The sequence below is a fragment of the Streptomonospora sp. PA3 genome, from assembly GCF_009728995.1.
Taxonomy (GTDB): domain Bacteria; phylum Actinomycetota; class Actinomycetes; order Streptosporangiales; family Streptosporangiaceae; genus Streptomonospora.
This window is the reverse complement of the sequence record NZ_VTZW01000016.1, coordinates 328,788-342,875: the sequence shown is the minus strand read 5'-3', so window position 1 is coordinate 342,875 and position 14,088 is coordinate 328,788. Positions and strand designations below refer to the sequence as shown.

The 14,088-nt window shown below is 72.5% G+C and carries 11 protein-coding genes; 9 read left to right on the top strand and 2 right to left on the bottom strand.

From position 1 onward, the window contains the following. Positions 1–6: 6 nt before the first annotated feature. A complete protein-coding gene (locus tag FZ103_RS17980) occupies positions 7–804 on the bottom strand; it encodes an aspartate/glutamate racemase family protein (RefSeq protein WP_343233585.1) in 798 nt (265 codons plus the stop codon). 330 nt (positions 805–1,134) lie between these two features. Here FZ103_RS17980 and FZ103_RS17975 point away from each other — a divergent pair, with 330 nt between their 5' ends. The 3 genes from FZ103_RS17975 to FZ103_RS17965 all read left to right on the top strand — a co-directional run bounded on the left by FZ103_RS17975 (position 1,135) and on the right by FZ103_RS17965 (position 4,451). After that, a complete protein-coding gene (locus FZ103_RS17975) occupies positions 1,135–2,559 on the top strand; it encodes an FAD-binding oxidoreductase (protein WP_343233584.1) in 1,425 nt (474 codons plus the stop codon). A 52-nt stretch (positions 2,560–2,611) separates the two neighbouring features. Beyond that, positions 2,612–3,871 carry a cyclopropane-fatty-acyl-phospholipid synthase family protein gene (locus FZ103_RS17970; protein WP_156002701.1) on the top strand — a complete coding sequence of 420 codons (1,260 nt, stop codon included), beginning with the start codon at positions 2,612–2,614 and terminating at the stop codon, positions 3,869–3,871. 130 nt (positions 3,872–4,001) lie between these two features. Continuing rightward, positions 4,002–4,451, top strand: a complete 450-nt coding sequence (locus FZ103_RS17965) for a hypothetical protein (protein ID WP_156002699.1) — start codon at positions 4,002–4,004, stop codon at positions 4,449–4,451. 210 nt (positions 4,452–4,661) lie between these two features. On the opposite strand, the gene FZ103_RS17960 is transcribed toward FZ103_RS17965, so the two are convergent. Further along, a complete protein-coding gene (locus tag FZ103_RS17960) occupies positions 4,662–4,940 on the bottom strand; it encodes a hypothetical protein (protein ID WP_156002696.1) in 279 nt (92 codons plus the stop codon). Positions 4,941–5,101: 161 nt separating this feature from the next. Between FZ103_RS17960 and FZ103_RS26225 the strand changes: the two genes are divergently transcribed. The 6 genes from FZ103_RS26225 to FZ103_RS17935 all read left to right on the top strand — a co-directional run bounded on the left by FZ103_RS26225 (position 5,102) and on the right by FZ103_RS17935 (position 14,075). After that, positions 5,102–5,338, top strand: a complete 237-nt coding sequence (locus tag FZ103_RS26225; protein WP_394350116.1) for a Scr1 family TA system antitoxin-like transcriptional regulator — start codon at positions 5,102–5,104, stop codon at positions 5,336–5,338. A gap of 184 nt (positions 5,339–5,522) precedes the next feature. Beyond that, positions 5,523–6,422, top strand: a complete 900-nt coding sequence (locus FZ103_RS17955) for a DUF4132 domain-containing protein (RefSeq protein ID WP_156002693.1) — start codon at positions 5,523–5,525, stop codon at positions 6,420–6,422. Beyond that, positions 6,412–10,035: a hypothetical protein gene (locus tag FZ103_RS17950; protein WP_156002690.1), complete on the top strand. Its 3,624-nt coding sequence runs from the start codon at positions 6,412–6,414 to the stop codon at positions 10,033–10,035. The genes FZ103_RS17955 and FZ103_RS17950 overlap by 11 nt, the downstream gene beginning before the upstream one ends. 236 nt (positions 10,036–10,271) lie before the next feature. Continuing rightward, positions 10,272–11,540, top strand: coding sequence for a cytochrome P450 (locus tag FZ103_RS17945; protein ID WP_156002687.1), 1,269 nt, complete (start codon positions 10,272–10,274; stop codon positions 11,538–11,540). Between the two features lie 210 nt (positions 11,541–11,750). Next, positions 11,751–13,043 (top strand): sugar ABC transporter substrate-binding protein, encoded by a 1,293-nt coding sequence (locus FZ103_RS17940; RefSeq protein ID WP_156002684.1) that lies wholly within the window; start codon positions 11,751–11,753, stop codon positions 13,041–13,043. 117 nt (positions 13,044–13,160) lie between these two features. Then, complete coding sequence (locus FZ103_RS17935; protein WP_255430128.1) at positions 13,161–14,075, top strand: carbohydrate ABC transporter permease; 915 nt, start codon at positions 13,161–13,163, stop codon at positions 14,073–14,075. Positions 14,076–14,088 lie beyond the last annotated feature (13 nt).

Genomic DNA, 14,088 nt, shown 5'->3' with positions numbered 1-14,088 from the left:
CCGGATTCAGGGCTGCGGCACGCGGGCCAGGGCCCGTCCGGGGGCATAGGCCAGGGCCGCCGGGGGAAGCTCCGCCGGGCGTCCGCCGGCCAGGACGGCTGCGGCGCCGGTCAGCGGGAGGTCGGGCGCCGCGGGGACGCCGAGTCGGCGCAGCGTCTGGGCGGCGACGGCGCCCGCGGCGGTGAACAGCTCCGCGCGGCCGCCCAGCGCGGCCGAGATCTGCTCCTCGACCAGGTCGTAGTGGGTGCAGCCCAGCACCACCGCCCTCGTCCGGGGCGGGGTGAGCCCGGCGGCATGGGCGATCGCGGCGTCGATCGCCGCGGGCTCGGCCGACTCCACCGCCTCGGCCAGCCCGGCGCAGGGCACCGGGGTGACCTCCACCCCCTGGCCGAACTCCTCGATGAGCCCCTGCTGGTAGCGGCTGCGCGTGGTCGCCACGGTCGCCCACACGGCCACCGGCCCCCCGCGCGCGGCGGCGGGCTTGATCGGCGGGACGGTGCCGATGACGGGGATCTCCGGTTCGAACGCCGCCCGCAGGGTCGTCAGGCCGTGCACCGAGGCCGTGTTGCAGGGCACCACGATCGCGTCGGGGGCGCCGCGCCCGGCGCCGGGCGCGGGCTCGGCGTCCAGCGCGGCGCGGGCGCCGGCCAGCACCCGGCCCACGATCTCCTCGGGGGCGCGCCGGCCCCACGGCATGTGGTCGGGGTCCATGGAGAGCACGAGATCGGCGTCGGGCCGCGCCGCGCGAACGGCGGCCGCGGTCGAGAGCATCCCGATCCCGGAGTCGACGAAGGCGATGCGCACGTTCGCCGATCTTACGCCGCGCCCGGTGCCCGCGCCGCGCGGTGCCGCGCCCGGGGCCGCCTCCGGCCGCCGGCGCCCAGCCAGGTATCGGGGCGGCCCTCGCGGGGAAGAAGCCAGGGAGCGGCGTCGCCCCGGGCGGTTCGGGGGGTCGGCCGGGCGCCGTCGGGTACGCGCTGGCGAACGCCACGACGGCGGGGTCGCGCTGGTCACACCGCCCGAAGGCGATCGGCGTCGGTACCGGGGAATATGGTGTTCCAGGGCTGGCCGCGCCGCAGCGGCGCGGCACGCACGACGGCAGCGGCGCACGGCGCCGAGCGGGTTGGGAAACGGGTGAGAGCGATTCGTCAGTCTTCGCAGCGGGATTTCGCCGACCACGTCGAGGCGGTGCAGCGGCTCCAGCGCGACTACGCGCGGCTGCCCGCCGGCGCCCCGGTCCGGTTGGCCAAGCCCACCTCGAACCTGTTCCGGTTCCGCGACTCCTCCGACGCCCCCCGCCTGGACGTGTCGGCGTTCACCTCGGTGCTGGCGGTCGACCCCGTCGAGCGGGTCGCCGAGGTCGGCGGCATGACCACCTACGAGGACCTGGTGGCCGCCACCCTGCCGCACGGCCTGATGCCGCTGGTCGTGCCGCAGCTGCGCACCATCACCATCGGCGGCGCGGTCACCGGCCTGGGCATCGAGTCGTCGTCGTTCCGCAACGGCCTGCCGCACGAGTCGGTCGAGGAGATCGAGATCCTCACCGGATCGGGGGACGTCGTGGCGGCCCGCCGCGACAACGAGCACAGCGAGCTGTTCTACGGGTTCCCCAACTCCTACGGCACGCTGGGCTACAGCCTGCGGCTGCGCATCGAGCTGGAGCCGGTCAAGCCCTATGTGCACCTGCGCCACCTGCCCTTCGGCGACGCCAAGGAGGCGATGGAGGCCTTCGAGCGGATCTGCGGCGACGCCGAGTACAAGGGGGAGCGGGTCGACTTCGTCGACGGCGTCGCCTTCGGCCCCGGCGAGCTGTACCTCACCCTGGCCTCCTTCGTCGACCACGCCCCCTGGACCAGCGACTACACCGGCACCGACATCTACTACCGGTCCATCCCGCGCTACGCGGGCCCCGGACCCGGCGACTACCTCACCGTCCACGACTACCTGTGGCGGTGGGACACCGACTGGTTCTGGTGCTCCGGCGCCTTCGGGCTGGGCAACCCGATGGTGCGCCGGCTGTGGCCGCGCCCGCTGAAGCGCTCCGACGTCTACCGCCGGCTGGTGGCCCTGGACCGGCGGACCGACTTCAGCCGGCTGCTGAACCGCTACCGCGGCCGCCCGCAGCAGGAGCCGGTGATCCAGGACATCGAGGTGGGCGTCGAGCGCGGCGCCGAGTTCCTCGACTTCTTCCACGCCGAGATCGGCATGTCGCCGATCTGGATGTGCCCTCTGCGCCTGCGCGAGACCGCGCCGCCGGCCGCGGGGCGCTCCCACGTGTGGCCGCTGTACCCGCTGGAGCGGGAGCGGCTCTATGTCAACTTCGGGTTCTGGGGCATGGTCCCCATGCGTCCCGGGCAGCGGCGCGCCCACCACAACCGGGCCGTCGAGGAGGAGGTCTCCCGGCTGGGCGGGCACAAGTCGCTCTACTCCGACGCCTTCTACTCCGAGGACGAGTTCTGGCGGTTGTACAACGGCGAGGGCTACCGGAGCCTCAAGCACGCCTACGACCCCGGCGGCCGGCTCCTCGACCTCTACGACAAGTGCGTCGGCAACAGGTGAGACGCCGGCCCACCGCGGGATGTGGGCGGGCGCGGGCGAGAAGGGAACAAGCATGCGGTTGGCGGAGATCTTCGAGCGTGTCGTCGGTACGGACGCACCCGTTCACTTCCGCGCCTACGACGGCAGTACGGCCGGGGACCCCGACAGCGACACGGCACTGGTCGTGCGCACTCCGGCGGCGCTGAACTACCTGGCCCAGTCGCCGGGCGCGATGGGGCTGACGCGCGCCTACGTGGCGGGCCACATCGACGTCGAGGGCGACATGTACACCGCCCTGAAGCGGATGTCGGACCTTGCGCTGGGCGACGGGCTGCGGCTGTCCCCGGTGGAGCTCGCGCGGATGGTGCGCAGCATCGGCTGGGTCAAGTTCGTCAACCGGCTGGCACCGCCGCCCCAGGAGGTGCGCCGCGGCCGCCTGTCGTGGCTGGGCACCCGGCACGCCAAGGACCGCGACGCCGAGGTGATCCACCACCACTACGACGTCTCCAACGCCTTCTACGAGTTGGTGCTGGGTCCGTCGATGACCTACACGTGCGCCCTTTTCACCGGCGAGGACAACTCGCTGGAGCAGGCCCAGCGCGACAAGCACGAGCTGGTGGCCCGCAAGCTGGGGCTTGAGGAGGGCATGCGGCTGCTCGACGTCGGCTGCGGCTGGGGCGGCATGGTCATGCACGCGGCCCGCGAGTACGGGGTCAAGGCGCTGGGTGTGACGCTGTCCAAGGAGCAGGCCGAGTGGGCGAGCAAGCGCATCGCCCAGGAAGGGCTGTCGGACCTGGCCGAGGTCCGGCACATGGACTACCGCGACGTGCCCGACGGCATCTACGACCGGATCAGCTCCATCGGCCTGACCGAGCACATCGGCAAGAAGAACCTGCCGAGCTACTTCGCGGGCCTGTACGCGAAGCTCAAGCCGGGCGGGCGGCTGCTGAACCACTGCATCACCCGCCCGCGCAACGACCTGCCGGCGATGAAGCCGGGCGGCGTGATCAACCGGTACGTGTTCCCCGACGGCGAGCTGGAGGGGCCCGCCGAGATCCAGATGCGGATGAACAACGCCGGCTTCGAGATCCGCCATCAGGAGAACCTGCGCGAGCACTACGCGCTGACCCTGCGGCACTGGGCCCGCAACCTGGACCGCAACTGGGAGGCGGCGGTCCGCGAGGCGGGGGAGGGCACGGCCCGGGTCTGGCGGCTGTACATGAACGGCTGCATCCTCGGCTTCGAGCGCGACGTGGTCCAGCTGCACCAGATCCTGGGCGTCAAGCTCGACGGCACCGACTCGCACATGCCGCTGCGCCCGCGCTTCGAGTGACCGGCCGCGGCCGGGCTCCCTCCCGCGCCTGCGGCACCTGTGCCGCCGCCGGGCGGGGTCCGGCCGCCGCGCCCGGCGCGCGGGCCCGGGTCGGACCCATCAACGGCGCTGCTGCGGGCATCATGGAAGTATGCCTGGCACAGACGATACGGACCGCACGAAGCAGCTCGCCATCACGCTGATCGACGCCTATGTCCGCAAGGACAGCGACCTGCTGGACCGGACCGTGGCCGAGATCGGCGCGGACTCCGAAGCCGCCGTCTCCGAGCTGAAGGTGTTCGGCTCCTTCCTCTCCCGGCGGGTGCAGGAGACCGGGGTGGTCTGGAAGCCGGCCGATTCCCGCGAGGCCGTCGCCTCCACGGTCGCCGACATGCTCGCTCCCGAGGTCGAGTTCGCCGTCATCACGGCGTGGGAGGCCTACTCGCTGGGCGAGGAGGAGGCGGCCGAGCGCTTCACCAACGGCGACCCCGCCATCTACCTGCACATGCTCGCCGCGTTCTCGGCGGCCATCGGCCAGGCCGTCTACAAGCCGGCCGAGCTGATCTCGACACTGCGCATCGCCACGGGCACCTCGGAGTAGCCCGGGCCGCGCCCGCCGCCCCGCCCCGTCGCCGCTGTCATGTCCGGCGCCGATCCGCACACCAGGGACAAGGCCGGTGGCACGGGGGCGTGTGCGCGGATTCGGGGGTTTCGGACCGGTCCGGGGCGGCGGGGAGGAGCTGCCGAGCGTAGGGGCGGACCCGATCCGGACGCCACCGCCACGGAACCCCCTGCGAGGGACGAGGACGGATCACCATTCCTCCTCGAAGGGAAGGTGGCCGGAGCGCAGGCTGCGCAGCGCGCGGTCGGCCCACTTTTCGGGAACGCCTTCCAGGACCAGCCATGCGCGGACCGTCGTGTAGTCGGCCGCGAACCGGGGCGGCTGCCCCGAGTCGCCCGAGCGGGCGTGGAGGCGCCGCACGGTGAACTCCTCGCGGCAGTCGCCGCCGGGGTCCCGTTCGACGGTGAGCGCGTCGTAGAGGCTGATCGACGTCTTGGCGCCGGCGGAGCTGTACCGGGCGAGGATCATGCCGCCGCCCTCCGTGCCGGCCCGAGCCCGAACGCGCCGGAGCCGGGGCCGCCGACCGCTGCGGCGGCCCCGGATCGGGCCAGGGGCAGGTGGGCGTTCGCGTAAGGCGGCTTCTGCGCGAGTGGGAGAGGGAGACGTCCGGGTCACAGCTCCCGCCGTGGATGCGTGACACCGTGCGGTTGGAGCAGGAGGCGACCTCGATCGAGTATGTGTCTCGTGTGCTCGTACCCGGTCTGCTGCAGTCGCCGTCCTATTCGGCGATCGTTATCAGCGGTGCGCAGCCGATAACCGACCAGGACACGGTCGACCGCCTTGTCCGGCTTCGGTGTAGGCGCTACATAGAACTGCGGCAGCACAACAACCCCCGCGTCTCAGCGGTATTCCCTATACGGCATTGACTGCTTTTCCCTCGGGCGTCCGAAAAGAACAGGCCGGGCAACTGGTAGAAATGTGCGAATCCGGGCGGCTGTCCGTGCACCTGGTTCCTGAGGGGACGTTCCTATGGGCATCGGCTCCCACGAGCCTTCGCCGGTCACGGCGGGGGCTCACCGTTTGTCATCCGGCGCTGGCACACTGCCGCGCATGTCTACCCCCCTTACGTGGACCCCTGCCACGAACGATTACGAACTGGCCCTGGACGGCACCACGCTGAGATGCCGTTTCCGAAAGTCCGGCAAGGTCGTCCCGTCCGTCCCCCGGGGCGTGGGGGACACCAAAGTGGGCGAGAAGCTGGCCGCGCTGCGCGAGCGGCTGCTGCGGCACGAGGAGGAGTGCCGTTCGACGGTGGAGTCGTGGCTGATGGGCGGGATACCGGTGCCGGCCGCCCTGCTCGGGCGCGTCTGGGCCGACCCTGCGTGGCGGTGCCTGCTGGAGAACCTGGTGGTCGACGTCGACGGCCACACCGGGCTGCTGACCGAGGTAAGCGAAACCGGGCAGACCACCCTGACCGGCCTGGACGGCGCCGCCCGCACCCCGCCCAGGGGGCCGGTGGCGATTCCGCACCCGGTTCTGCTGCCTGACGCCGCGCAATGGCGCGAGGCACTGGCGAACCGCGGCACCGAGCAGGGCGTTGCGCAGCTCGCCCGCGATACCTACCGCCGGCCGGCGTACCCCGCCTCCGGCTCCGGCGTCCCCGACCCCGCCATCGATGCCGACCCTGATCCCGGAGCCACGGGCATCGACGACTACGCGGGCACCGAGTTTCGGGAGTTGCGCCACGCCACGGCCCGCGCCGCGCGGCACGGCTTCGTCATGCGCGGCGGCTACGCCGCGCTGCGGGTGACCGGGGACGGCACCCCCGTCGAGGCCCGCTACTGGCTGGGCGCCGACGATCCCGGACTGCCCGCATGGACCGGGCGGCTGCTGTGGGTGGACGACGCCCAGCGCCCTCTCCCGCTGGGCGAAGTCGGCCCGGTCGCCTGGTCCGAGGGTGTCCGCATGGCCGAGCTGATCAGCGCAGGAGGTACGAACGATGGCCAGTGACGAGACGGCGCTGAGCGCGGGACTGGCGCCCGCCGCAACCCCGGGCGGCGAAGCGGTCACCGCGCGCCGCTACCACCACCCGCTGCTGGGATCCCGGCCCGTGGTCCGGCTGAGCGGGCAGGCCGCCGCGCCCGCCGACGACCGGATCATGGCCGTGGACGGGTTCTCCGCCCCCGATGCCGGCGACCCGGTGGCGGCCCGGTACCGCACGGAGCCCGGCTACCCGGAGTGGGCACTGGTCAACGACCCGGCCAACACGAAGGCCGCGTTGGCCGCGGCACCCGAAATGGAGCGCGCCGCACGCCTGGCCGCGCCCAAACCGGGGCCCGCGCTCGACATCTGCCAAGAGGTCGCCGATACGCTTCCCGACAACCACCTGCCCGCGTTCTGGGAGCAGGCCGGGCGCGCGTTCATCGCCGCGGGACGCACCAAGCAGGGCTCCCTGATGTTCGGGCGGGCGCGGGCGGCCGAGAAACACGCCGCCGGCACCGACCCTGTGCGGCGCCGTGCGGTGTTCCTGGAGTTCGCGCTGGCCGGGGCGCTGTCGGCGAAGGACATCAAGAACTACGTGGCTGAGCTTGGCAAAGAGCCCGACCCCGTCGCCGCCTACCGCGAGCTGCGCGAGCTGGCGGTGCGCCGCACGCTGGGCGGTCTGCCGCCCTGGAAGGACATGCTCAAGCAGCTGGCCAAGCTCGCCAAGGCCGCGGGCCTGGACGTGGCGGACGAGCAGGCGTCGGTGCTGGAGGAGCTGCTGGAGGCGCCGGCCCTGTGGCGCGCCGCCGACGGCTTCTGGACCTCGCAGCGCAAGGAGCTGCTCGCCGCCCTCTCCCGTTCGGCCGCGGCGCGCCGCCGCCTCGTGTGGCAACTGGTCGAGCTGCCCGTATCGGACATGGACGGCTGGTTGACCTCCTTGCTCGACGAGACGGGCGCCGTCGACGAACTCGGCGAGCGCACCGGCGCGTGGCTGGTCGCGATGCTGCGCCGCTACAGTGGGGGCGACCGCCGCCCGCCCGAAGCGCCGCAGTACCTGTTGGACCTCGTGCCGCGCTTGGCCCCGCGGATCCGCACTGACGAGGGCCCGCTGCGGTTGGGCTCCGGGACCGGTCGCTGGCACCGTATCGACGCCGCGGTCGTCGGCGCGTGCCTGGCCGCGGGCATCCCGGTCGCGGATCCGGATCCGCACCTGCTGATGGGGCACTGGCGCCAGCACGGCCGCGTCGACCTGGACGCGCTGACAGCCGACGACCGGTTCGCCGACCGACTGACCGCCTCGATCATGGAGGACATCAATGGCCGGTGGAACCAGGAGTGGACGGTCGAGCCGCTGCAGCCCTCTCTGCGGTACCTGACCGACGCCTGGCTTCGCGGAGCCGGAGAATTCAGCCTGAAATCGGCGCTGAACTGCCTCCACTGGCTCCACACGACACTGAGCCGCCGGGCGGTCGAGCACGTGCCCGACCTGGTCCCCCGGCTGGCCGGCATCGACCTGGTGGCGCCGCTGACCCGGACGCTGCGGGCGGGCATCTTCGACGAGCTGGGCTGGAACGCCCTCGACGAGGTGGCCCCCGAGTTGGGCGACGACAACTGGTGCCGGGCGAGCTGGCCCGTCCTGACCGTCCACGACCGCGCCAAGGCCGTCGCGATCGGGCACTCGGACCGCATCCTGGAGCACCGGCTGCATGTGCCCAAGGGAGCCGACCGATTCAACTACGGCGTCTGGGCGTTCTATTCGGCAGGGGAGTTCCAGGTCGGCCACGAGGTCAACGGGACCCTGACCCAATACTGGTCGGGCGACCCCGGCGAAAAGACCACAAAGGACGGCGACGGCTGGCGGGAACGCCACGCGATCGCGCGGGGATCGACCACCGGCTACACCTTCCTGGACCCGCAGGAGCGGCGGTTCACGGGCGGCCGGCCGCTGGCGGCGGGCGAATGGCGGTTGAGCGGCGACGGCCACATGTTCCACGACGGCGCGGCCTTCTGGGTCCGCACCGACGACGGGAGGGTGCGCCGCTACGACCCGAAGGCAGGGGAGCCCGGCGGGGCCGAACTCCCGTGGTTCCTGGACCCGTCCCTGCTGGGCGGTGACGAGCACTGGCTGATCGAGTCCTCGTCGCTGGCCCCGGCCGTACCGGGTACGGAATCCTCCCCGCTGGGGAGCGACGGCGCCCACCTCGGTTTCCGGGCCGCCCGCGACCGGCGGACCGGGAAGGTCCGCTACCACCGGATCGACGGCGTGCACGGCACCGTCCCGCCCGGCGAAGAAGGCGAGGCCTGGGGACTCCTGGACGTTCCCGCGGCGCAGGGGCGGCTCCTGCTGGAAGGCGACTACTTCGTCACCGCCCGCGACCCCGATACCGGCGACAAACACTGGACCGTCTACATGATGGACCGGGAGTGGATCGTCAACGAGCCGTCCGCGATGGCCGCGGGCACCCCGCGCATGCCGCCCAAGGCTTTCTGGCATTTCCTCACACCGCGCGACCTGCCCGGCTCGCGCGCGCTGCGGCGGATCTCCGAAGACACGGTGCGATCGCTGCTGGCCGTGGCGGCCCCGCGGTCGGCGGCCGCGCTGCGCACAGCCGTCGCGAAGCTGCTGCCCGAGATCACGCACCCGCGGCTTGTGGAGGGCGTCGTCGGCGTGGTCACGGAGGCCGCCGCGCGCCTCCGCGACCGCGACAGGCTCATCCGCGTGCTCGGCGGTGTGCCGCACAAGCGCCTGGAGGTCGCCGAGGCGGACCTGGAGGCGGCACTGTCCGGGCTGGTCAGCCACTACCCCGAAGGCGACGGCGGGCTGGTGCGCCAGATCGAGCTGGCCGCAGGGTTCTTCGGCGGCTCGGTCGACGCCGAGACCGCGGCGGCGCACTGGGGCAACCACGCGAGCGACTACGACTGGACCGAGCTCGCGGGCCGCATCGGCGGCCTGGCCGTCCGCGCGGCCGGCGCCCTCACCCCCGATGCCCAGCGCGCGGCCCTGGCCGCGCTGCTCAGGTTCTGGGCCTCATCCCCGCTCAACGACCCCGCGCTGCAGCGGGGCCTGCTGGACGAGGAGTCGCCGCAGGCGGTGTCCACCGGCGAGGGCGCGCTGCTGCCCCTGGACATCCCCGTGCACTTCGGCGACTGGGCGCGCTCGCACGACGAGGACAACCACACGACCAAGGCGTTCCTGCAGCGCGGCGACGTGCCGCGTCCGGTCGGTTTCGTGGACGCGCGTCCGGTGCCGCGGGGGTGGGGCTCGGCCGACCGGTTGCGCTTGCTGGCCCACAACCTGGAGCGGCGCGAACCGGTGCCCTTCGACCGGGAGGCCGCGACGCGGCTCGCCCGAGACGCCGGTCTCGACTATGCGGCCGCCGCCCTGCTGCTGGCCGGCCTGCCGGGCGTGCCGGACCCCGGGTGGGGTGTCGGGGAACCCTCCGCGCAGGTCCGCGACGCCTTGGGGATCACGGCGGCGGAGGTGGCAAAGGCGCTCGGATTCTGGCGGGAGAGGTCCTGCGCGGCCCGCCTGGAGCTGTACGACGCGGCGATGCCGGAGAGTCCGAACGAGCTGTGGGACCGGCAGGCCATGGCCGGGCACCTGGCACAGGCATGCCGGGAGAGAGGGATTCGGATGTGACCCGAACGCGCAGGTCGGCGGTGAGGGATACGCACCGCCGACCCGCTGCCGGGGCGGGCTCCGCACGGGCGGCCGCGCACCTGCGCGCCCGCGTCGCCGGTCTTCGCGGGCATCCCTCGTGTGCCCCTCGGGGCCCGACGCCTTCGGTGACCCCCGAAGGAAACTTGACACAGAGTTCAGTCGTGTAAAGGGTGAGGGGGACGTTTCCGGCATACCCGCAAGGAGTTGCACCCTCCATGGCCCAGTCGCCCCCCGGCACCGATCGGATCCCCGACATCTCCGGCATCGACCTGTCGGACAACGAGTTCTGGAAGCAGGCGCCGGAGGAGCGCCACGCCGCCTTCGCCCGCCTGCGCCGCCACCCTCCCCAGTTCTTCGCCGAGCCGGAGATGGGCCCGGTGCCGGTGGGCCCCGGCTACTACGCGCTGGTCACCCACGCCGACGTCGCTCAGGCCAGCCGCGAACCCGGCGTCTTCGCCTCCCAGCCCAGCGCCATCTCCATCCCCGACATGCCGGCGGACTTCTCCGAGTACTTCGGGTCGATGATCAACCTCGACGATCCGCGGCACGCCCGGCTGCGCCGCATCGTCTCGCGCGGGTTCACCCCGCGCATGCTCGCCCGCCTGCAGGAGGACGTGGAGCGCCACGCCGCCCGCATCGTCGACGACCTCGTCGCCACCGGCCCCTGCGACTTCGTCACCGAGGTCGCCGCCCGCCTGCCGCTGGTGGTCATCTGCGAGATGATGGGCATCCCCGAGGACCGCCACCGGATGGTGCTGGAGAACTCCAACGTCGTGCTCGCCGGCCAGGACCCCGACTACCTCGGCACCGACGCCGACACCGCCGTCGCCCGGCTGCTGGAGGCGGGGGAGAACCTGTCGCGGCTGCTGGCCGAGCTGGCCGCCCAGCGGCGCGCCGAACCGACCTCCGACCTCACCTCGGCGCTGGTCAACGCCAACGTCGACGGTGAGGCGCTGACCGACCAGGAACTCGGCTCGTTCTTCATCCTGCTCGCCGTGGCCGGCAACGAGACCACCCGCAACGCCATCAGCCACGGCCTGCGCCTGCTCACCGAGTACCCCGAGCAGCGCGAGCTGTGGTGGTCGGACTTCGAGGCGCACGCGCCCGGCGCGGTCGAGGAGATCATCCGCTACGCCTCGCCGGTGGTGTGGATGCGGCGCACCCTCACCCGCGACTACGAGATGAACGGGCACGCCTTCCGCGAAGGCGACAAGGTGGTGCTCTATTACACCTCGGCCAACCGAGACGCCGACGTCTTCACCGACCCCGACACCTTCGACATCACCCGCCGCCCCAACCCGCACCTGGGCTTCGGCGGCCCCGGGCCGCACTTCTGCCTGGGCGCCCACCTGGCCCGGCGCGAGGTCACGGTGATGTTCCGCGAACTGCACAAGCGCGTGCCCGGCATCCGCGCCACCGCGCCGCCGCACCGGCTGGCCTCCAACTTCGTCAACGGGATCAAGTCCCTGCCGTGCGCGTTCTGACGCGCGGAGGAGTGGAGTTCGAATCCGGCGCGCGTGTGCACACGCACCGTGGCCGGATGAAGCGGTAGCGTGTCGGTCGTCCGCCCGGGGGCGGCCGGGGCGCGCGGAAACGCGATGCCGGTCCCGGTTGCGTCGATTACTTCACACCGGCCGCGTTTTTGCGTAAGTTCCTTACCACCCCGGGGGACGCGAGTGGACGGGAGATCTCCGATGGCACGCACCCGCGCCCGACGACCGCAGGCCGCCGCAGCTGCGGCCGCCGCCCTGACCCTCCTCGCCACCGCCTGCGGTGCCGCCGGCTCCGACGGCCGGGGCCACGGCGAGGGCGAGACTATCGACGTGTGGGTCATGGAGGGCACCCACCCCGACGCCACCGCCTACTTCGACGACATCGGCAAGCGGTTCCGCAAGGTGACCGGCGCCGGCGTCAACGTCGAGTTCGTGCCCTGGGCCGATGCCCACGACAAGTTCGTCACCGCCATCGCCGGCGACACCATGCCCGACGTCGCCGAGGTCGGCACCACCTGGACCCTGGAGTTCGCCGGCGCGGGCGCGCTGATGGACGTCTCCGACCGCGTCGGCTCCACCGACGCCTACGTCCCGGGCCTGACCGAGGCCGCCACCCTCGACGGCGGGCTCTACGGCGTTCCCTGGTACGCCGGGGTGCGCTCCGTCGTCTACCGCACCGACGTGTTCGCCGACCTCGGCCTGAAAGAGCCCACCACCTGGGAGGAGCTGCGCCAGACCGCCCTCACCGTCTCCCGGGAGCGCCCGGACATGACCGCGTTCCCGGTGCCGGGCGGCTCGGTCTACCAGATGCTGCCCTTCGTCTGGGGCAACGGCGGCGACATCGCCTCCTCCTCCGGCGGCCGGTGGACCTCGGGGCTCGACTCGGCCGAGGCCCGCGAGGGGCTCTCCTTCTACACCGGCCTCGCCCTGGAGGACGGCCTCTCCAGCACCGGCGCCGCCACCTGGAAGGAGACCGACCTGCAGGACAACTTCACCTCCGGCGACGTCGCCATGATGATCGCCGGCAGCTGGACGCCCGCCGCGATGATCGAGGCCAACCCGGACCTGGAGGGCAAGATCGGCGCCTTCCCCATCCCCGGACCCGACGGCGGCCACAGCCCCTCCTTCCTCGGCGGCTCGCACCTGGCGGTCTTCAACGCCGCCGAGAACCCCGACCTGGCCTGGTCCTTCGTCGAGACGCTGACCAACGACGAGAACGCCCGCCGCTGGTCGGAGGCCACCACCTACTTCCCCGGCAAGAAGGAGCAGCTGGAGCCCTACACCTCATCCGAGGACCCGCTCGTGCAGCCCTTCGCCGAGCAGATGAGCGAGGCCGGGCGCGGCCTGCCCGCCACGCAGAACTTCGGCAAGGTGCAGGGCGACATGGTCCTGGCGGCCATGCTCCAGGACATCCTCAACGAGGAGGCCACCGTGGAGGAGGCCACCGGCCGCGCCGCCGGGGAGATCGAGAAGATCCTGAACGAGGACTCCTGAACCGTGGCCGACTCCCTCTCGACCACCTCCGCCGGCGCGCCCGGCGCCGCCGAGGACCGGGCCGGCGCGCCCGCGCCGAGAGGGACGCACACCCCGGCCCCGGGGCGGCGCCGCGCCCTGCCCCGGCTGCGCGCGCACACCCGGCGCCGCCTGCTGCCCTGGACGCTGCTCGCGCCCGCCCTGGCGGTCATCGCCGCCCTGCTGCTGTTCCCGCTGGGGCGGGTGGTGTGGCTGTCGGTGCAGGACTACGGCCTGGACAACGTCGTCTCGGGGCGCACCGAATTCGTCGGGCTGGACAACTACGCCCGCGTGCTCGGCGACCGCTACCTGTGGACGGTCGCGCTGCCCAACACCGCGGTCTTCGCCCTCGTCGCGGTCGCCGGCACAGTCGTCTTCGGCACCCTGGTGGCGCTGCTGCTGAACCCCCTGGGCCGGCTCGCCCGCACCGCGGTGCTCGGCTGCATCATGGTCGCCTGGGCCATGCCCGCGGTCTCGGGCACCTACGTGTGGATCTGGATCTTCGACGTCGACAACGGGCTGGTCCGCCGGCTGCTGCAGTCGGCGGGGCTGCTGGGGCCCGAGGGGTTCAACTGGTTCGCCGAGCGGACGGCGTTCTACGCCATCGCCGCGCTCAACGTCATCCACCACGGGTTCCCGTTCGTCGCGGTGACCGTGCTGGCCGGGCTGCTCACCATCCCGCGCGAGCTGCACGAGGCCGCGCTGCTGGACGGCGCCGGGGCCTGGCAGCGGTTTTGCAACGTCACCGTGCCCACCATCCGGCCGGTCTTCGCCGTGGTCACCATCCTCTCCACCATCTGGGACTTCAAGGTGTTCGCGCAGGTCTACCTGATGCCCGGCGGATCGGGCGGCAACCGCGACGTACTCAACCTGGGCGTGTGGTCCTACGTGCGCTCGTTCAGCAACCAGGACTACGGGCTGGGCTCGGCCATCGCCGTGCTGCTCACCCTGATGCTGCTGGCGATCACCGTCGTCTACCTGCGCACCCTCTTCCGCGACGAGGAGCTGCGGTGAGCCCCCGACCGCG